Origin of the sequence: Streptomyces sp. 2114.4, from assembly GCF_900187385.1 — a bacterium.
GTDB lineage: Bacteria > Actinomycetota > Actinomycetes > Streptomycetales > Streptomycetaceae > Streptomyces > Streptomyces mooreae.
This window is the reverse complement of sequence record NZ_FYEY01000001.1, coordinates 1,143,533-1,160,201: the sequence shown is the minus strand read 5'-3', so window position 1 is coordinate 1,160,201 and position 16,669 is coordinate 1,143,533. Positions and strand designations below refer to the sequence as shown.

Below are 16,669 nucleotides of genomic sequence, written 5' to 3'. Positions count from 1 at the left end.
CACCAGGATCCGGAGGGCGTGCGCGACCGGCTCCGGCGCGGGCCTCAGCCCACGAGATCCAGCACGGGCCGCAGCCCGTCCGGGCGCCGGTCCACCGGCAGGTGGTCCACCGGCAGGAACGAACAGCCCAGCGCCGTGGCGGCGCCATCGGCAGTGCGGTCGTCACCGACCATCAGGACGGCTGTCGGGTCGAGCCCCAACTCCCGGCAGCCGAGGGCGAAGAGCCGGGGGTCCGGCTTCTGGAAGCCGTGCTCGCAGGACAGCACACAGACGTCGACATAGCGGGCCAGGCCGTGGGCGCGCAGCACCGGCCGCAGATCCCAGCCGACGTTGCTCAGTACGCCGACACGGATACCGCGCCGGTGCAGCTCCGCCAGCACCTCGACGGCGTCGGGGTACGGCTGCCAGGCCTCCGCGGCCCTGGAGCGGTCGTAGAGCGCGTCGTACAACTCCGGCTCGGGGAGCGGAACTTGGCGGGCCAGCCCGGTGTACAACGCCCGGTGGTGGCGGGCCTCGCAGTCGCGGATCTCCCACAGACCGGCCAGTTCGGCGGGGACCTCGACGGGCGAGGAGCCGCCGGGGAGCGCGCCGGCCCGCTCCAGCGCGGCCGCCGAGCGGGCGATCTCGGCCTCGTCCATGGCCGTGCCGCAAGCGGTGAGGGCCGCACGCAGCCATGACTCGGTGGACTCGATACGCAGCAGGGTCCCGGAGAAGTCGAAGAGCACACCCTTGGTTGTCGTCATGACCGTCATTCTGCCCGCGGGGCGGTGCCGGGCCCCTCTGTGCGGGACGCCTGGACGCCGTACAGTGCCGCGGATCCGGCCACCAGGGCCCCGCCCAGCAGCCAGCCCCCGACGACGTCCGACAGCCAGTGCACGCCCAGATACAGCCGGGTGAAGGCGACGCCGACGACCGAGACCGCGACCACCGCTCGCGCCAGTCGGCGCCACAGCGGACGCGCCCCGGCCAGCCGCAGCAGCCACAGTACGAGGGCACCCGCGACCAGCGCGGACAGCGCATGCCCGGAGGGGAAGGCCGCGTAGTGCGCGGAGGCCACCGGGTCCGGCCAGGCGGGGCGGCCCCTGCCGACCAGCGCCTTCGTCACCTGCTGCAGCCCCGTGCCGGCGAGCGCGGTGGCCGCCACCCAGAGGGCGAGCCGGCGTTCGCCGCGCCGTACGAGCAGCCAGACGGCCACCGCGAGCACCGCGCGCATCGTCCACGGGTCCCAGACCCAGTCGCTGAACACCCGGACGAGCCGGGTCCGGCCGGGCGCGGTCACGGCCGTCCGGTGCAGTGTGCCGGCGAGGGCGGTGTCCAGGGACATCAACGGGCCCCAGTGCGCCACGACGAGGACGAGCAGCAGGCCGAAGAGGAGCGTGCACAGCACGGCACAGGCGAGGCAGGGGAGGAGTGGGACGGATGCCCGGGGACTCTCGTCGTCCACGGCGGACGTACGGGCGGCGGGGAGCGGCGTCGACGGCATGGGGCGATCCTCGCCCATGACCCGCGCCCCGGGCGAGGAACCGCGCCCTACGTCAGCGCCCTCAGGCCGGGGACGAAGGTGACCAGCAGCGGAACGGCCGGCAGCAGTGTCGCCACCGCCGTCATCCGGAGCCGGCGGCCGGGGGAGAAGCGGGGCGCGGGGGACAGCAGCCGGTCCACCCGCTGGGGCACCTGCGCGAGTTGCGTCGGGCAGGGGCCGAACACACCGCGATCCTCGTTGAGTTCGACCAGGGCCAGGGCGATGGTCAGCCGTCCGAAGCGGCGTGAGGCCACATCGTCGGCGGCCAGTTCGACCAGCCGGTGCACCTGATCGCGGAACGCGGCGAAGACCGGGATCTGCGGAAAGCCGACGGCGAGTGCGGAGGCGCTGTACAGGAGGAGATCGTGCCGGGCCCGCGCATGGCCCTGCTCATGGGCGATCAGCGCGTCGAGCTGACGCCCTTTCAGGCGCCGCAAGGCCGAGGTGGTGATGACCAGTTGGGGCGAGGAGTGCTGCAGCCACCAGGCCTCCGGTTGGTCACCCTCCAGGACGACCAGACGCTCCTGGCGGGGTTCCTCGCCGGGCAGCAGCGGTGCGCGGCGCAGGAGTTCGGCCCGGCGCTGCCGACGACGGGCGCGCGCCGCGCGTACCTCGCGGGTCAGGGTGACGGCGGTCCAGGCGCCGCCGCCCGCCAGGAGCAGGGCCAAGACCCCGGCCCAGGGCCCGTGCGCCTTGAGCGCATACGCCTCGACGACCACCCGGGGGGCGAAGCCGAACACCGGGCCACGGACGGCTTCCCAGGCGGCGGCCGCGCTCAGCGACATCGCGAGCACACAGCACAGCAGGACCCCGGCCACCACGCACTGCCACACCCACAGGGCGAGCACCGGTTCACGGTCGGGCCAGTCGGAGCGGGCCATCAGGCGCGGCGCCATTGCCGCGGCCAGCACGCCGAGAATCATCAGCGCGAGAGGGACCATCATGGCGTCAGCCTATGAGTGTGCGGCTACTCGTAGGTACAGCCAGGCCTGGGATGTGACCCATACCACCCACGTCACAGGTGTGAACCACGCACCCCCGCGCCCCTCGCGCACCCGACGCCGCGCGGACCGTACCCGCGACAGCCGTACGGGGCAGCGGTACGCGGCAGTCGTACCCAGCAGTCGTAGGAGCAGTCGTATACGGAAGCGCTGCCACTGCCCCGTCCTCACAGCGCCAGCAGCATCGCCAGCATCCCGATGCCCATCGCCACCCGGCAGGCCCGCAGCACCCCGGGCGGCCCGGGGTCCGCCGGCACCAGCCGGACCCCGGCACCGATCACGTACACCGTGTAGTAGACGAGCAACAGGCCCGTCAGCAGCGGCACCCCACCCGGCCCGGCATGCTCCATCGCGCCCATCGCCCCCATCGACTCCACCCGCCCCGTCGGGCCCATCGACCCCACGGAGCCCATCGAACCCGCCTGGCCAACCGGCCCCGCCGCGTTCATCCGGTCCGGCGGCACGGCCATCGCGAGTGCCATGTACACCATGGCCAACGTGCCCACCGCATGATGCAGATGCCGCCGTACCAGCGCCCACACCCCGGCCACCGCGAAGACCGCGGTGAACATCCAGGGCGACCACCGAGGCGGTGTCACGGCCGACGCGGGCAGCGCCATCGCCGCCATGCCCAGAGCCATCAGACCCTCGCCGCGGGCATCCCCCCGGCAAGCGTCCGGCCCGGTACGCGCCCGGACGAGGCAGTACGCGGCGGCCGCGGCACACAGCAGCACCAGCAGCCAGCCCACCAACGGCGGTGCGTGCACGGCCCACCTCCCCGAGTGCCGCCTGTCGCGCGGATCGGGTGCAGAATGCCCGGCCGGGCCCCGGCACACGGGAGCGCACGGACGCACCGAGGGGAGCGCGCGGCCTCCCGGGCTCAGGGCCGGTAACGCAGCGGATGGTCCGCCGGAACCTCCGTCAGCACGATCCGATGGCCGTCCGGGTCGGCGACCCACATCTCGACCAGCCCCCACGGCTCCTTCACGGGCGGCCGCAGCACCTCCACCCCGTGCGACAGGAGCTCCTGGTGCGCCGCTGCCGCGTCGGCCACCTGGAGCCACAGCTGGAGGGTGCCGGTGCCCGGAGCCGTGGCGCGGCCGGAGACTTCCAGGAAGCCACCGCCGAGGAAGTAGACCGTGCCGCGCTCGGGTCCCGTTCCGAACTCCCGGTAGATCTCCAGCCCCAGCGCCGTGCCGTAGAACGCCCGCGACCGCTCGGGGTCAAACGGCCGCAACAGCACCCTGCTGCTCAATACGTGCACCATGGCAGGGACCCTACGCCGCCGGAGCCGCGCCACCGGGCCGCTGCGGCCGCAACGTCATGACGAATGGCCCTGACGGGACGCCCATGCCGCTTGTTAGCCTCCGCTCAGCCCTTCGTCCGGCCCCGAGAGGACTGCGCACGCCATGCCCACCAGCGAGCTGACCTTCCGTACCGCCCACGACGCCGATATCCCCGGGCTCGTCGACCTCATCGAGTCGGCGTACCGAGGGGACGCGAGCCGGGCCGGCTGGACGACGGAGGCGGACCTGCTGGAGGGGCAGCGCACCGACCCGGAGGGCGTTGCCGCCGTGGTGCGGGGCGAGAGTGGCCGGCTGCTCATCGCCGAGCGGGATGACACCCTGATCGCCTGCTGCCAGCTCGAACACCGCGGGGACCATGTGTACTTCGGGATGTTCGCGGTGCGCCCGGAACTCCAGGGCGGCGGCCTCGGCAAGGTGATTCTCGCGGAGGCCGAGCGGACCGCCCGGGACCTCTGGGGCACCGGCGAGATGCGGATGACCGTCATCCGGCAGCGCGACGAGCTGATCGCCTGGTACGAGCGCCGCGGCTACCGGCGCACCGGACAGCTCACCCCGTTCCCGTACGGCGATGAGCGCTTCGGCATTCCGCAACGCGCCGACCTGGAATTCGAGCTGCTGGTCAAGCCGCTCGCCTGAGAGCGGTCCGGCCGGAAGGACCCGGTCGGCCGGAAGGACCCGGTCGGCCGGAAGGACCCGGTCGGCCGGCGCCGGGCGGGCCGGACGGCGCCGCTCACAGCCGTCCCGCCTGGATGATCCGCCGCAGGAACTGCCGGGTGCGGTCCTGCCGCGGGTCGCCGAAGACCTGCTCCGGTGTCCCGCGTTCCACCACCACCCCGCCGTCCAGGAAGCAGACCTGGTCGGCGACCTCTCGCGCGAAGCCCATCTCATGGGTGGCGATGACCATGGTCATGCCCTCCTCCTTGAGATCGCGGACCACGCCGAGCACTTCCCCGACCAGCTCGGGGTCGAGCGCCGCGGTGATCTCGTCGAGCAGCAGCAGCCGGGGCCGCCCGGCCAGTGCCCGGACGATCGCGACCCGCTGCTGCTGACCGCCGCTGAGCCGGTCCGGGTACTCCCCGGCCCGCCCGCCGAGTCCGAGCCGGTCCAGCAGTTCGCGGGCCCGCGCCTCCGCCTCGGCGCGCGGTACGCCGTGCACCCGGCGGGGGGCCAGCGTGATGTTGTCCAGCACGGTCATGTGCGGGAAGAGGTTGTAGGCCTGGAAGACCACGCCGATCCGGCGGCGCACCGCGTCCACGTCCGCCCGCGGATCGGTGATCTCCGCGCCGTCCAGAAAGATCGCACCGTCGTCGATCTCCTCCAGCAGGTTCGCGCAGCGCAGCAGCGTGGACTTGCCCGACCCCGAGGCGCCGATCAGCGTCGTCACGGTGTGCGGTGGGACCGCCAGGTCCACATCCCGCAGTACGACCGTGCCGCGTCCGTACGTCTTGCGCACGGACTCCAGCCGCAGCACCGGACCGCCGCCGGGCGCCGCCTTCCCGCCCGTCTCACCGGCCCTCTCACCGGCCGTCTTGTCGGTCGGCCGCGGGGCATCGTCCGTCGTGCTCATACGAGTCCTCCCTGGGCGCGCCTGCGGTCCATGCGGGCGGTGACCCAGTCCGTGCACCGCGTCATGGGGATCGTCAGCGCCACGAAAACGAGCCCCGCCACGACATACGGAGTGAAGTTGAAGTCCTTGCCGGCGATGATCTGTGCCGCGTAGACGGCATCCACCGCACCCGCGATGGACACCAGACCGGTGTCCTTCTGCAGCGAGACCAGATCGTTCAACAGCGGCGGCACCACCCGCCGTACGGCCTGCGGCAGCACCACGAAGCGCAGCGCCTGGCCGCTGGACAGGCCCAGCGACCGGGCCGCGGCCCGCTGGGAGGGGTGCACCGATTCGATGCCCGCCCGGAAGACCTCGGCGACATAGGCCGAGTACGTCAGCACCAGCGCGGAGCCGCCGAGCAGCACGGGATCGGTGGTCACCCCCTGCAGCCGCAGCGCCGGCACCCCGAAGACCACCATCAGCAGACAGATGATCAGCGGCAGGCCGCGGAAGAAGTCGGTGTACGCGGCGGCCAGGGCGCGCAGGGGGAAGAACACCGGTCCGCGCAGCGTCCGGGCCACCGCCAGCAGCAGCCCGAGCACCAGCACCGCCGCCCCGCACACCACCAGCAGCCGCAGATTCAGCAGCAGCCCCTCCAGCACCTTCGGCAGCGCCTTGGCGGCGTACTCGGGGCTGAAGAACGTCTCCCGGGTCCGCGGCCAGCCGGGGGAGCGGGTGATGACGAGGTAGAGGACAGCGGCGGTGACCAGGGTGCTCAGCGCGGCGACGGCGGTGGCGCGCCGGGTCCTGGCCCGCCGGAAGCGCTCCCGCTCGATCCGCCGCTGCGAGGGCACGTACCCGTCGTCGGCCCCGTTCCGCGCCGTCAGGAGTTTCGACACACCTTCTCCGTTGGTCACTTGAGCACCGGGACGGATACGGCGTCGGTCAGCCACTTCTTCTCCAGCGCGGCGAGGGTGCCGTTCTTGCGCAGCGCGTCGACCGCGGCCGTCACACAGCCGGTGATCCGGCTCTCCTTGTCCAGGACCAGGCCGAACTGCTCCTTGCCGGCGCCGGCGGCCGCGAACTGCCCGACCACCTCGGCGTCCTTCACCTCCGCCGAGGTGATGTAGAAGGCCGTCGGCAGATCGGTGAGGATCGCGTCCACCTGGCCGTTCTTCAGCGCGGACTTGGCCAGGTCGTTCTTCTGGAAGACGGCGGGCGGCTGCTGGGGCCGGACGGTGTCATTGACGACGTCCAGGCTGGTGCTGCCGACCTGCGCGCCGAGCTTGAGATGACGGAGGGCGGCGATGCTCTTGGCATGCGCGGCCCGGGAGCCCTTGAGCGCGATGACCGCCTGGCGCACGTCGTAGTAGCCCGACGAGAAGGCGACGGCCCGTTCGCGTGCGGCGCTGATGGAGACCTGGTTGATGTCGAAGTCGAACTTCTTCTGGCCGGGCGCGAAGGCGTTGGCGAACGGCACGGTCTGCCAGTTCACCGCGCCCTTGCCGTAGCCCAGCTGGCGGGCGACGGCATAGGCGACGGCCGATTCGAAGCCCTTGCCACTGGCCGGGTCGTCGTCCTGGAACCAGGGTGCGTAGGCGGGCTTGTCGGTGCCGACCGTGAGCTTGCCGTCGGCCACCGTGGCCAGTTTGCCGCGGTCACAGCTCTGTTTGCCCTGGCCGGCGGCCCGCGGGCCACCGGGGGACTCGTCCTGCGGGGCACAGCCGACGGCCGCGGCGAGCAGCGCGACGGTGGCGCAAGCGGCAAGGCGGAGAGGGCAGTTGGCGAGGCGCATGGCGGGAGAGTGGCAGGGCGCAGGGCCATCTGTCGAGATCACCGGGGAAAACGTCCGCATGGTGGAAGTGCATTGCGGCGCTGTGAACTGCACATTTCCCGGTTGCCGGGGTGGAGCCCGAAAAGCCGGACGAGCCCGACGAGCCGGACGAGCTCGCGGAGCCCGACGAGTCGGTACGCCCCACCCGGCTCACGACGCCGCGCGCCACCTCACCCGGTGAACCCGCGCCGCCTCACGCCGTGAAGCGGACCGCCCGCCGGATCTCCGGCTGGTCGGTCACCACACCGTCCAGGCCGAGCCCGCGCGCGAGACGCAGCTGATCATGCGTATTGACCGTCCAGCCCACGACCTTCAGATGCGCGGCATGCGCCCGCTCGACCAGTTCCAGGGTGAGCCGGCGGATGTTCAGCGAGAGCATCGTCGCGCCGACGGCCTGTGCGCGGTCGACCACGTCCGCGCCGTACCGGCTGCCGACCAGCGCGGTCCGCACACCGGGCAGCAGGGTACGGATCGCGGCCAGCGCCTCGTCGTGGAAGGAGATCACATCGACCCGGCCGACCAGATCGCGCGACCGCATCACCTCGGCCAGCGCCTGCGCGGCCGCCACGTCCTTGATCTCGGCCTGCAACGGCGCCTTGACCGCCTCGACGACCTCCTCGAAGACGGGGATCCGCTCGCCCCCGCCGGCATCGAGCTCGCGGAGTTCGGCGAGGGTGCGCTCGGCGATCGGGCCGGCGCCGTCGGTGGTCCGGTCCACGTCCGCGTCGTGCATCACCACGAGCGCGCCGTCCTTGCTCAGATGCAGATCGAGTTCGATGACGTCGAGGCCTTCGTGCTCGGCGCGCACGAAGGACCGCAGGGTGTTCTCCGGCTCCACGCCCATCATCCCGCGGTGTCCGATGGTGAGAAAGGACAAGGCTGCCTCGCTTCTGTCGGCTCGGTGCTGGTGTTGGCTCCGTACACGTGCCGACCGTCGGGTGTCGGCAACGGCGCTACGAAATGGCGCACAGCCTAACGGGACCGACCGGCGGAAAACGGGCTGCCGGACCGGACCGCGGTGTGTCCAGTACGGGTACCCGCCATATCCGGCTTCAGACCGCCTCACCCTCGCGTGGGCGAGTCCTTGCCGCGCTGACGGCGTGCCGCGGACCGGGCCGGTCCGCGGCAGCCCCGGGGCGTAGGCGGCGGCCCCGCCGTACGGCAGACCCCGGCCGTACGGCAGCGGCCCCGGGTTGTATGGCATATGCCACACGACTGAGGGGTTTCTCCGGCGCCGGACGGCCGGAGGAACCGCCGAAACCCTTGGTATTGCTGGGAGGAAGTGGCGCCCAAGCCCTCACCGACAGGAAAAAGGTGCGCGAGTGCGGGGTGTCGACAGAATAATTTTCAACGACTCCCCTTGAGCGGGTCATCCTCGGCTGGTTACCGTGTTCTGACAACACGATCTATCGCCGGAGGGCAGTCATGACGGAAATTCTTTCGCCTGTGGGTGTCCGGGAGGCCCCCACGACCGCGGAGAGCGTGGTCGCGCACCCGGCGTGGCCCGTGCTCAAGGACGCGGTCGAGACCATCCGTCCCTGGCAGTCCAAGGACGGCTCCATAGACCTGGAGGCGGAGGGCGCGCCCACCGCCGAGGCCGTCCGCGCGGAGGTCGACAAGATGGCCGCGGCCGTCGGGGAGCTCGCCCCGCTGCTGCCGCACAACGCCGCCTACCACCAGGCCCTCGCCGCCGACCTGCGCCGCTGGGCCGACGGCGGCTTCGGAGTGCCGGACTTCCTGGACTCCCTCCTCGCCTTCCAGCCCGCCCGGCAGCGCGCCGACGGCCTCCAGCACCTCGTGCTGTTCCCCATGTACACCCAGAACGGCAACCCGGACCGCAACTTCGAGGCCGTCGTCCTGCGCATGGTCTGGCCGGACTGGCTCGCCGAGCTGGAGCGCACCCGCTACGACAACGCCCTCTTCTGCGGCATCGCCTTCGAGGACTTCACGGCCGGCTACGACACCAACTCCGCGGTGCTCTTCCCGGAGACCATCGCCGTGCGCGAGGCCCCCGAGCGGTTCAGCTGGGGCGGGATTTTCTGCGACCGGGAGGCCGCCCGCTTCCGCCGGGTCAGCGAGGCCGCCATCGAGACGCTGGGCGTCGAACTCCCCGCGGACATCCGCGAGATGCTGGCCGACCAGGAGCGCTGCCAGGAGGCCTTCGTCCTGTGGGACATGGTGCACGACCGCACCCACAGCCACGGTGACCTGCCGTTCGACCCCTTCATGATCAAGCAGCGCCAGCCGTTCTGGATGTACGGCCTGGAGGAGCTGCGCTGCGACCTCACCGCCTTCAAGGAGGCCGTGAAGCTGGAAGCCGAGGGGTACTCCCAGGCCCGCGACGTGCAGTTCGCCGTGATCTTCGACCGGATGTTCCGGTTCCCCGTCACCGGCGACCGGGTCCGCAACTACGACGGCCTCGGCGGCCAGCTGCTCTTCGCGTACCTGCACCAGCACGACGTCGTACGCTGGACGGACAACACACTGCACATCGACTGGGAGCGGGCGCCCAAGGTCACCAACCAGCTGTGCGGCGAGATCGAAAAGCTCTACCGCGACGGCATCGACCGGCCCAAGCTGGTCCACTGGTTCGCCGCGTACGACCTCGTCTCGACCTACCTCGCACCGCACCCGGGCTCGGTCTGGGCCAAGGGTCCCGATGCCCTCGACCTCGACCAGCCGCCGCGCAAACTCGTGGACGACGTGCTCCCCGACGAGTTCCCGCTGAGCATGTTCTACGAGGCGCTCGCCAAGAAGCTGCGCGCTGTGATCGCATCCACCAAGGGCATCACGGCCCACAGCGATGAATTGGCGGCGGCATGACGAACGACCGGAACACCCGGCCGAAGGCCGTCCAGGAGCAGGACGAGGAGGCGACGGAGATGGTTACTTCGACGGGCGGCCAGGGGCCGCTGGAGGGTGCGGTCATCGCGGTGGCGGGAGCGGCCGGACCGGCCGGCCGGGCGACCCTGCTGCGACTGGCCGAAGCGGGTGCGGTGGTGGTCGGCTCGGACTCGAACCCCGAGCGGCTGGCGGAGGCCGTGGACGCGGCCCGCTACGCCCACGGCGGCGCCACGGTGATCGGGGACACCGTCGACCTCCTCGACCTCGACCAGACCCGTGAATGGGCGGCTCGTACGGAGAAGGAATTCGGCCGGATCGACGGCCTGGTGCACCTCGTCGGCGGCTGGCGCGGCTCCTCGACCTTCGCGGAGACCGACCTCGCGGACTGGGACATGCTGCACAAGCTCCTGATCCGTACCGTCCAGCACACCTCGCTCGCCTTCCACGAAGCGCTCGAACGCAGCGGCAACGGCCGCTTCCTCCTCACCAGCGCGGCCGGCGCCAGCAAGCCCACCGGGGGCAACGCCGCCTACGCCGCCTCCAAGGCCGCCGCCGAGGCCTGGACGCTCGCCATGGCGGACGGCTTCCGCAAGTCGGGGGGTGAGACGGGACCGCGCGCCGCGGCTGCGATCCTGATCGTGAAGGCGCTCGTCAATGACCAGATGCGCGCCGAGCGACCGAACGCCAAGTTCGCGGGCTTCACGGATGTCACGGAGCTGGCCGAGGCCATCGCCGGGGTCTGGAGCCGGCCCGCCCAGGAAGTGAATGGACAGCGTCTGTGGCTGACCCCCGAGCCGTGACCGGAGCGAAGACCGACGCCCGGCGGCATCACGACCCCGAGATACGCGGCTTCGCCAGCGACAACTACGCCGGCGCGCACCCCGAGGTGCTGGCCGCGCTCGCCCTTGCCAACGGCGGCCATCAGGTCGCCTACGGCGAGGACGAGTACACCGAGCACCTGCAGCGCGTCTTCCGCAGCCACTTCGGGCAGCGCGCCGAGGCGTTCCCGGTGTTCAACGGCACCGGCGCCAATGTCGTCGCCCTGCAGGCCGTGACCGACCGCTGGGGTGCGGTGATCGCCGCCGAGTCCGCGCACATCCATGTCGACGAGTGCGGTGCACCCGAGCGGATCGGCGGGCTCAAGCTGCTGACCGTGCCCACCGAGGACGGCAAGCTCACCCCCGAGCTGATCGACCGCGAGGCGTACGGCTGGGACGACGAGCACCGCGCCATGCCGCAGGTCGTCTCGATCACCCAGAGCACGGAGCTCGGCACGGTCTACACGCCCGACGAGATCCGGGCGATCTGTGAACACGCGCATGAGCGCAACATGGTGGTGCACCTCGACGGCTCGCGGATCGCCAATGCCGCGGCGACGCTGGATGTCCCGATGCGGGCGTTCACCAACGCCGTGGGCGTCGACATCCTCTCCTTCGGCGGCACGAAGAACGGCGCCGTCTTCGGCGAGGCCGTGGTCGTGCTCAACCCCGACCGGGTGCGCGCCATGAAGCACCTGCGCAAGCTGTCCATGCAGCTGGCCTCCAAGATGCGCTTCGTCTCCGTCCAGTTGGAGGCGCTGCTCGCCAAGGACCTGTGGCTGCGCAACGCGCGGCACGCCAACACCATGGCGCAGCGGCTGGCGGCCGGGGTGCGGGGGATCGACGGGGTGGAGATCCTTTACCCCGTGCAGTCCAACGGCGTGTTCGCCCGGCTGCCGCACGAGGTGAGCGAGCGGCTGCAGAAGCGCTACCGCTTCTACTTCTGGGACGAAGCCGCCGGTGTGGTGCGCTGGATGTGCGCCTTCGACACCGCCGAGGAGGACGTCGACGGCTTCCTCGCCGCACTCCGCGAGGAGATGGGCCGCTAGCTCCCGGGTCAGTTCGTCGCATAGCTATGCGTCCGGTCGAAAAGTCATTGACTCTCGGCCGGGCGCATCGCTACGTTCCCGGGTATGGAGCTGATCCAGAACACCCCGGAAATCGCTGCCTACTTGGCGGCCGATGAGGTCATCGACCACGACCATCGGCAGGTCCGGGCCACTGCGGCCGCCCTCGCCGCCGAAGCCACCGACGCATACACATACGCCAAGGCCGCCTTCGAGTTCGTCCGCGACACCATCCCGCACAGCGCGGACTCCGGTGACCCGCGCGTCACCTGGCGTGCCTCGGACGTGCTCGCGCGGCGCACCGGCATCTGCTACGCCAAGGCGCATGCGCTGGTGGCCCTGCTGCGGGCGAGGAGCATCCCCGCCGGGTTGTGCTACCAGAAGCTCGACACCGTCCACGGCCTGGTCGCCGTGCGGCTGCCGGGTGAGGACCGCTGGGCGCGGCAGGATCCGCGGGGTAACAAGCCGGGCGTCGACGCGCAGTTCCGCCTCGACCGTGAGCAGCTGGCCTTCCCCGTGCGTCCGGAGTGCAACGAACTGGACTACCCGGTGCTATTTGCTGAACCACACCCGACCGTGCTGCAATGCCTCCAGGAGGCCGTCGACCGGCCTCACCTCTGGCAGATGCTCCCCACCGATCTCTGAGGAACGGCCCCGATGCCCAGCTCTTCGCACGTCTCCGGCACGACCCGTCGCCTGCATGTCTCCGACGAGGTGCGGGACCTGGCACCCGGTTTCGGCTACCTCGCCGTCGAAGCCCACGGTCTGACCAACGGGCCCAGTGACGAGGCCGGCGCGGCGCTCCTGGACGAGGCCACCCGCCGCCTCGCCGGGCGTCTGGACGGCCGCGCCCCGCAGGACGATCCACACCTCGCCGCCTGGCGCGCCGCGTACACCGCCTTCGGCAGCAAGCCGTCGCGCACCCGCAACTCCGCCGAGGCGCTGGCCAGGCGGGCGCTCGCGGACGGCGGTCTGCCCCGCATCAACCGCCTCGTCGACCTCTACAACGCCCTCAGCGTCGCCCACCTCATCCCCGTGGGCGGCGAGGACCTGGACCGCATCCAGGGCGGTATGCGGCTCGTGCGGGCGACCGGCGACGAGCCCTTCGTGACCGCGGCCGGCGGCGCCGAGACCGTCGAGCACCCCGAGGCGGGCGAGGTGGTCTGGTGTGACGACGAGGGCGTCACCTGCCGCCGCTGGAACTGGCGGCAGGGGGTACGCACCCGCCTGACCGAGGACTCGGTCAGCGCCCTCTTCCTGCTGGAGCGGATGGCCCCCATGCCCCTCGACGCGCTGAGCGCCGCGGGCGCCGAACTGGCCGAGACGCTGCAGAAGGCCTGCCCCGGCGCCCGCATCGAGATCGGCGACATCTGGACCCCCTGAGGCCCGGGCGCGGGGCGGCCGGACCCGGCGGGCCGCTCCGGCCGCCGGGTTTCGCTATCCGGCGGTCCCGGGCGCGGCGGGTGCCGTGCCGCCGAGGTGGGCCGGCATCCACCAGGTGTCCTCGGCGTCCTTGGGACGTACGGGGTAGGCGCGCTGCGCCGCCTCCAGCAGGTCCTGCACCCGGGCCCGCAGCCGGTCGGTGATCTTCTCGGCCTGCTCGGCCGGATCGGCCTCCATCGGCTCGCCCACCCGGATCGTTATCGGCAGGTGGTTCCGGCCCAGATCGCGCTTGTGGCCCTTGGTCCACAGCCGCTGGGTGCCCCACAGCGCCACCGGCAGCAGCGGCACCCCGGCCTCCTGGGCCAGCCGCACCGCACCGGACTTGAAGGTCTTCAGGGTGAAGGACTCGGAGATCGTCGCCTCGGGGAACACCCCGATGATTTCGCCCGAACGCAGGGCGGACAGCGCGTGCTTGTAGGCGTGCATCCCCTGCGCCCGGTCCACGGGGATGTGCTTCATCGCGCGCATCAGCGGGCCGGACACCTTGTGCCGGAACACCGACTCCTTCGCCATGAAGCGCACCAGCCGCTTGGCGGGACGGGCCGTCAGCCCGGCGAAGACGAAGTCCAGGTACCCGATGTGATTGCTCACCAGAACCGCCCCGCCGCGGCGCGGAATGTGGTCCGTCCCGGCGATGTCGAATTTCAGATCGAGCGCCTTGAAGAGAGTGCGGGCGGCGCCGATCACCGGCGGATAGACGAGCTCTGCCATTGTCCGGAGGACCCCTTTTCCACGCCTGGGGAGGGTTCTCCCGGCGGAAACCTACGCAGCCGTAACTGCGACTTTCGGGAGATCGTGCCCGATGTCGGCCGTGGCGGCCAGCGCGTCGACCGCCAGGGCCGGGAGATTCTTGTCACGTGGAGATTGGCTCAGCGGCCGTCTCCGCAGCAGAAGATACCTCGCGCACCCCGGGCAGCAGCCGAAGGCGGCGTGGAGAAGGACCGCCGCGAGCACGCAGCCGGTGGCCGTGCGGCCCGGCCGCTGCGGCCCCACGACGTAACCGGCCGGTCCCCTCACCGCGAAGGGCCGGAAGCCATGCCTCCCCCTCCCGCAGCCCCGGCCGTGCGGGGCCGGGGAATCTTTGCGGTGCCGTGAATGCTGCACCCGTCGATGACTGGACACATGGTGTGCCTTGCGGTGCTCGCGGCGGCGAGCGCTTCGGCAGGTGGCACCGACGCCATAAGGAAAGGCCGATGGTGCACAAGCGGGACGACGGAGGGCGGCTCGGTGCCGCCGAGATCGGTGCGGAGCTGGGGGAGCGGGCCACCCTGCTGCAGTTCTCCAGCGCCTTCTGCCAGCCCTGCCGGGCCACCCGGCGCACCCTCGCCGAGGTCGCAGGCATGGTCGAGGGGGTGGCCCATGTCGAGATCGACGCGGAGGACCACCTGGACCTCGTACGCCACCTGAACGTGCTGCGCACTCCCACGGTGCTGGTGCTCGACGCGGACGGCGCGATCGTGCGCCGTGCCTCCGGGCAGCCCCGGAAGGCCGATGTCATCGCGGCGCTGGGCGCGGCCGTCCGTGATTGATCTCCCAGATGGCGGGCGCCCCTTGACGCTGTGGGTCACACATCGTCACTCTGACGTGATGCGGCGAGGAAATCTTCTGTACGGACGCGCCCACGTCGATCTTCTGCGGACCGCCAGCGCCCGCTGTCCGGGCGTGTGAGCAGCGACGACACCATCGCCGCCGACCGCTGCACAGCCGTCGGCGGCTCTTCCCGGGCTCGTACACCTCACCAGAAGGACAATTCCATGACGGCCTCGCCCGGCCTCGGCACGCCTCGCACCGCCTCCCCCGAGCTGCTGCGCTCGGTCTTCCGGCAGCACGCCGCCGGCGTTGCGGTGATCACCGCGCACGGCTCCCGCCCCGTCGGCTTCACCGCCACGTCCCTCACCTCCGTCGCCGCCGACCCGCCGCTGCTCTCGTTCGGCATCGGAACCGGCGCCTCCAGCTGGCCCGCCGTCTCGGAGGCCGAGCACATCGGCGTCCACATACTCGGCGAGCACCAGCAGGAACTGGCCGCCACCTTCGCGCGCAGCGGCGCCAACCGCTTCGGTCCCGCCACCTCCTGGCGCACCGGACCCGAGGGAGTGCCCCTCCTGGACGGTGTACTGGCCTGGATGGTGTGCCAGGTCGTGGCGCGGGTGCCCGCCGGTGACCACCGCATCGTGCTCGCCCGGCCGGTCGTCGGCGACCCCGCGGGGCCCGGCCGTCCCCTGCTCTATCACCAGGGACGCTTCAACGCCCTGCGGGACTGACGGGTTCCCGTTCCGCTGCTTCGTCCGCCGGTCGGGTCCGTTGGCAAGGTCACATTTCGACGGCCTTGCTTCGGGGCACGAGAGTCGATGTACTGGCGAGTAATATGGCGGTCGGCGTGGGGAACCGCAACCGACCGGGAGCCGCCCCGACAGGCGCCTATGCTGCCAGCACAAGGCAGTTCTGAAGAGACGAAGCAGGTAGGAGAGCCGGCGTGAGCCTGAGGATCGTTGTCTGTGTGAAGTACGTGCCCGACGCCACCGGCGACCGGCACTTCGCCGAGGACCTGACCGTCGACCGTGACGACGTGGACGGTCTGCTCTCGGAGCTCGACGAGTACGCCGTCGAGCAGGCCCTGCAGATCAAGGAAGCCGCCGACGACGCGGAGATCACGGTTCTCACGGTCGGCCCCGAGGACGCCAACGACGCGCTGCGCAAGGCGCTGTCGATGGGCGCCGACAAGGCCGTCCACGTCGAGGACGACGACCTGCACGGCACCGACGCCCTCGGCACCTCGCTGGTGCTGGCCAAGGCCATCGAGAAGACCGGTTACGACCTGGTCGTCTGCGGTATGGCGTCCACCGACGGCACGATGGGTGTGCTGCCCGCGCTGCTCGCCGAGCGTCTGAACGTTCCTCAGGTCACCCAGCTCTCCGAGGTGTCCGTCGACGGTGGCAAGGTCACCGGCCGCCGCGACGGCGACACCGCCACCGAGCAGCTGGAGGCCGCGCTGCCGGCCGTCGTATCCGTCACCGACCAGTCGGGCGAGGCGCGTTACCCCTCCTTCAAGGGCATCATGGCCGCCAAGAAGAAGCCGGTGGAGTCCCTGGACCTGGAGGACCTGGAGATCGAGGCGGACGAGGTCGGCCTCGAGGGCGCCTGGACCAAGGTCGACGGCGCCGCCGAGCGTCCGGCCCGCACCGCGGGCACGATCGTCAAGGACGAGGGCGAGGGCGGCAAGCAGCTCGCCGAGTTCCTCGCGGGCCAGAAGTTCATCTGAGCCGCAGCCCTTCCCCACCGCCCTC

Annotated in this window: 18 protein-coding genes and 1 pseudogene; 9 read left to right on the top strand and 10 right to left on the bottom strand. The window is 71.4% G+C overall.

Annotated features, from left to right (window positions below; genetic code table 11):
* Window positions 1–44 precede the first annotated feature (44 nt).
* The 5 genes from CFW40_RS04990 to CFW40_RS04970 all read right to left on the bottom strand — a co-directional run bounded on the left by CFW40_RS04990 (window position 45) and on the right by CFW40_RS04970 (window position 3,790).
* Window positions 45–752: an HAD family hydrolase gene (locus tag CFW40_RS04990; protein WP_176956572.1), complete on the bottom strand. Its 708-nt coding sequence runs from the start codon at window positions 750–752 to the stop codon at window positions 45–47.
* Window positions 749–1,483 (bottom strand): phosphatase PAP2 family protein, encoded by a 735-nt coding sequence (locus CFW40_RS04985; RefSeq protein ID WP_088796646.1) that lies wholly within the window; start codon window positions 1,481–1,483, stop codon window positions 749–751. Before CFW40_RS04985 ends, CFW40_RS04990 begins: the two co-directional genes overlap by 4 nt.
* A gap of 47 nt (window positions 1,484–1,530) precedes the next feature.
* On the bottom strand, window positions 1,531–2,466 hold the full coding sequence (locus tag CFW40_RS04980) for a M56 family metallopeptidase (RefSeq protein WP_088796645.1): 936 nt from the start codon (window positions 2,464–2,466) through the stop codon (window positions 1,531–1,533).
* A gap of 224 nt (window positions 2,467–2,690) precedes the next feature.
* On the bottom strand, window positions 2,691–3,290 hold the full coding sequence (locus CFW40_RS04975) for a DUF5134 domain-containing protein (RefSeq protein WP_088796644.1): 600 nt from the start codon (window positions 3,288–3,290) through the stop codon (window positions 2,691–2,693).
* Between the two features lie 113 nt (window positions 3,291–3,403).
* Window positions 3,404–3,790, bottom strand: a complete 387-nt coding sequence (locus CFW40_RS04970) for a VOC family protein (protein ID WP_088796643.1) — start codon at window positions 3,788–3,790, stop codon at window positions 3,404–3,406.
* Between the two features lie 142 nt (window positions 3,791–3,932).
* Between CFW40_RS04970 and CFW40_RS04965 the strand changes: the two genes are divergently transcribed.
* Window positions 3,933–4,466 (top strand): GNAT family N-acetyltransferase, encoded by a 534-nt coding sequence (locus CFW40_RS04965; protein WP_088796642.1) that lies wholly within the window; start codon window positions 3,933–3,935, stop codon window positions 4,464–4,466.
* Window positions 4,467–4,560: 94 nt separating this feature from the next.
* On the opposite strand, the gene CFW40_RS04960 is transcribed toward CFW40_RS04965, so the two are convergent.
* The 4 genes from CFW40_RS04960 to CFW40_RS04945 all read right to left on the bottom strand — a co-directional run bounded on the left by CFW40_RS04960 (window position 4,561) and on the right by CFW40_RS04945 (window position 8,090).
* The gene (locus CFW40_RS04960) at window positions 4,561–5,397 is read right to left on the bottom strand and encodes an amino acid ABC transporter ATP-binding protein (RefSeq protein ID WP_256331594.1); all 837 of its coding nucleotides are present in this window, start codon (window positions 5,395–5,397) and stop codon (window positions 4,561–4,563) included.
* A complete protein-coding gene (locus CFW40_RS04955; protein ID WP_088796641.1) occupies window positions 5,394–6,278 on the bottom strand; it encodes an amino acid ABC transporter permease in 885 nt (294 codons plus the stop codon). The genes CFW40_RS04960 and CFW40_RS04955 overlap by 4 nt, the downstream gene beginning before the upstream one ends.
* A 14-nt stretch (window positions 6,279–6,292) precedes the next feature.
* The gene (locus CFW40_RS04950; protein WP_088796640.1) at window positions 6,293–7,174 is read right to left on the bottom strand and encodes an ABC transporter substrate-binding protein; all 882 of its coding nucleotides are present in this window, start codon (window positions 7,172–7,174) and stop codon (window positions 6,293–6,295) included.
* A gap of 232 nt (window positions 7,175–7,406) precedes the next feature.
* On the bottom strand, window positions 7,407–8,090 hold the full coding sequence (locus tag CFW40_RS04945; protein WP_088796639.1) for a glycerophosphodiester phosphodiesterase family protein: 684 nt from the start codon (window positions 8,088–8,090) through the stop codon (window positions 7,407–7,409).
* Window positions 8,091–8,638: 548 nt separating this feature from the next.
* Between CFW40_RS04945 and CFW40_RS04940 the strand changes: the two genes are divergently transcribed.
* From CFW40_RS04940 to CFW40_RS04920, 5 genes are all read left to right on the top strand, one after another.
* A complete protein-coding gene (locus CFW40_RS04940; protein ID WP_088796638.1) occupies window positions 8,639–10,036 on the top strand; it encodes a DUF6421 family protein in 1,398 nt (465 codons plus the stop codon).
* Window positions 10,033–10,857: an SDR family NAD(P)-dependent oxidoreductase gene (locus tag CFW40_RS04935; protein WP_088796637.1), complete on the top strand. Its 825-nt coding sequence runs from the start codon at window positions 10,033–10,035 to the stop codon at window positions 10,855–10,857. The genes CFW40_RS04940 and CFW40_RS04935 overlap by 4 nt, the downstream gene beginning before the upstream one ends.
* A complete protein-coding gene (locus tag CFW40_RS04930; protein ID WP_371127208.1) occupies window positions 10,854–11,924 on the top strand; it encodes a low specificity L-threonine aldolase in 1,071 nt (356 codons plus the stop codon). The genes CFW40_RS04935 and CFW40_RS04930 overlap by 4 nt, the downstream gene beginning before the upstream one ends.
* 84 nt (window positions 11,925–12,008) lie before the next feature.
* Window positions 12,009–12,587, top strand: coding sequence for a transglutaminase family protein (locus tag CFW40_RS04925; protein ID WP_088796635.1), 579 nt, complete (start codon window positions 12,009–12,011; stop codon window positions 12,585–12,587).
* A 12-nt stretch (window positions 12,588–12,599) separates the two neighbouring features.
* A complete protein-coding gene (locus CFW40_RS04920) occupies window positions 12,600–13,325 on the top strand; it encodes a B3/4 domain-containing protein (RefSeq protein ID WP_088796634.1) in 726 nt (241 codons plus the stop codon).
* Window positions 13,326–13,379: 54 nt separating this feature from the next.
* Here CFW40_RS04920 and CFW40_RS04915 read toward each other — a convergent pair whose 3' ends face one another.
* The gene (locus tag CFW40_RS04915) at window positions 13,380–14,096 is read right to left on the bottom strand and encodes a 1-acyl-sn-glycerol-3-phosphate acyltransferase (protein ID WP_088796633.1); all 717 of its coding nucleotides are present in this window, start codon (window positions 14,094–14,096) and stop codon (window positions 13,380–13,382) included.
* 399 nt (window positions 14,097–14,495) lie between these two features.
* Between CFW40_RS04915 and CFW40_RS04910 the strand changes: the two are divergent.
* The 3 genes and pseudogenes from CFW40_RS04910 to CFW40_RS04900 all read left to right on the top strand — a co-directional run bounded on the left by CFW40_RS04910 (window position 14,496) and on the right by CFW40_RS04900 (window position 16,644).
* A pseudogene (locus CFW40_RS04910) lies at window positions 14,496–14,914 on the top strand (TlpA family protein disulfide reductase).
* 225 nt (window positions 14,915–15,139) lie between these two features.
* Window positions 15,140–15,646, top strand: coding sequence for a flavin reductase family protein (locus tag CFW40_RS04905; RefSeq protein WP_088796632.1), 507 nt, complete (start codon window positions 15,140–15,142; stop codon window positions 15,644–15,646).
* 212 nt (window positions 15,647–15,858) lie between these two features.
* Window positions 15,859–16,644: an electron transfer flavoprotein subunit beta/FixA family protein gene (locus tag CFW40_RS04900; RefSeq protein ID WP_086716699.1), complete on the top strand. Its 786-nt coding sequence runs from the start codon at window positions 15,859–15,861 to the stop codon at window positions 16,642–16,644.
* Window positions 16,645–16,669 lie beyond the last annotated feature (25 nt).

Bases quoted from the DNA above. Each gene is read 5' to 3' on its own strand.
- CFW40_RS04990 (WP_176956572.1), bottom strand. From the start codon at position 752: ATGACGGTCATGACGACAACCAAGGGTGTGCTCTTCGACTTCTCCGGG.
- CFW40_RS04985 (WP_088796646.1), bottom strand. From the start codon at position 1,483: ATGCCGTCGACGCCGCTCCCCGCCGCCCGTACGTCCGCCGTGGACGAC.
- CFW40_RS04980 (WP_088796645.1), bottom strand. From the start codon at position 2,466: ATGATGGTCCCTCTCGCGCTGATGATTCTCGGCGTGCTGGCCGCGGCA.
- CFW40_RS04970 (WP_088796643.1), bottom strand. From the start codon at position 3,790: ATGGTGCACGTATTGAGCAGCAGGGTGCTGTTGCGGCCGTTTGACCCC.
- CFW40_RS04965 (WP_088796642.1), top strand. From the start codon at position 3,933: ATGCCCACCAGCGAGCTGACCTTCCGTACCGCCCACGACGCCGATATC.
- CFW40_RS04960 (WP_256331594.1), bottom strand. From the start codon at position 5,397: ATGAGCACGACGGACGATGCCCCGCGGCCGACCGACAAGACGGCCGGT.
- CFW40_RS04950 (WP_088796640.1), bottom strand. From the start codon at position 7,174: ATGCGCCTCGCCAACTGCCCTCTCCGCCTTGCCGCTTGCGCCACCGTC.
- CFW40_RS04940 (WP_088796638.1), top strand. From the start codon at position 8,639: ATGACGGAAATTCTTTCGCCTGTGGGTGTCCGGGAGGCCCCCACGACC.
- CFW40_RS04935 (WP_088796637.1), top strand. From the start codon at position 10,033: ATGACGAACGACCGGAACACCCGGCCGAAGGCCGTCCAGGAGCAGGAC.
- CFW40_RS04925 (WP_088796635.1), top strand. From the start codon at position 12,009: ATGGAGCTGATCCAGAACACCCCGGAAATCGCTGCCTACTTGGCGGCC.
- CFW40_RS04920 (WP_088796634.1), top strand. From the start codon at position 12,600: ATGCCCAGCTCTTCGCACGTCTCCGGCACGACCCGTCGCCTGCATGTC.
- CFW40_RS04915 (WP_088796633.1), bottom strand. From the start codon at position 14,096: ATGGCAGAGCTCGTCTATCCGCCGGTGATCGGCGCCGCCCGCACTCTC.
- CFW40_RS04905 (WP_088796632.1), top strand. From the start codon at position 15,140: ATGACGGCCTCGCCCGGCCTCGGCACGCCTCGCACCGCCTCCCCCGAG.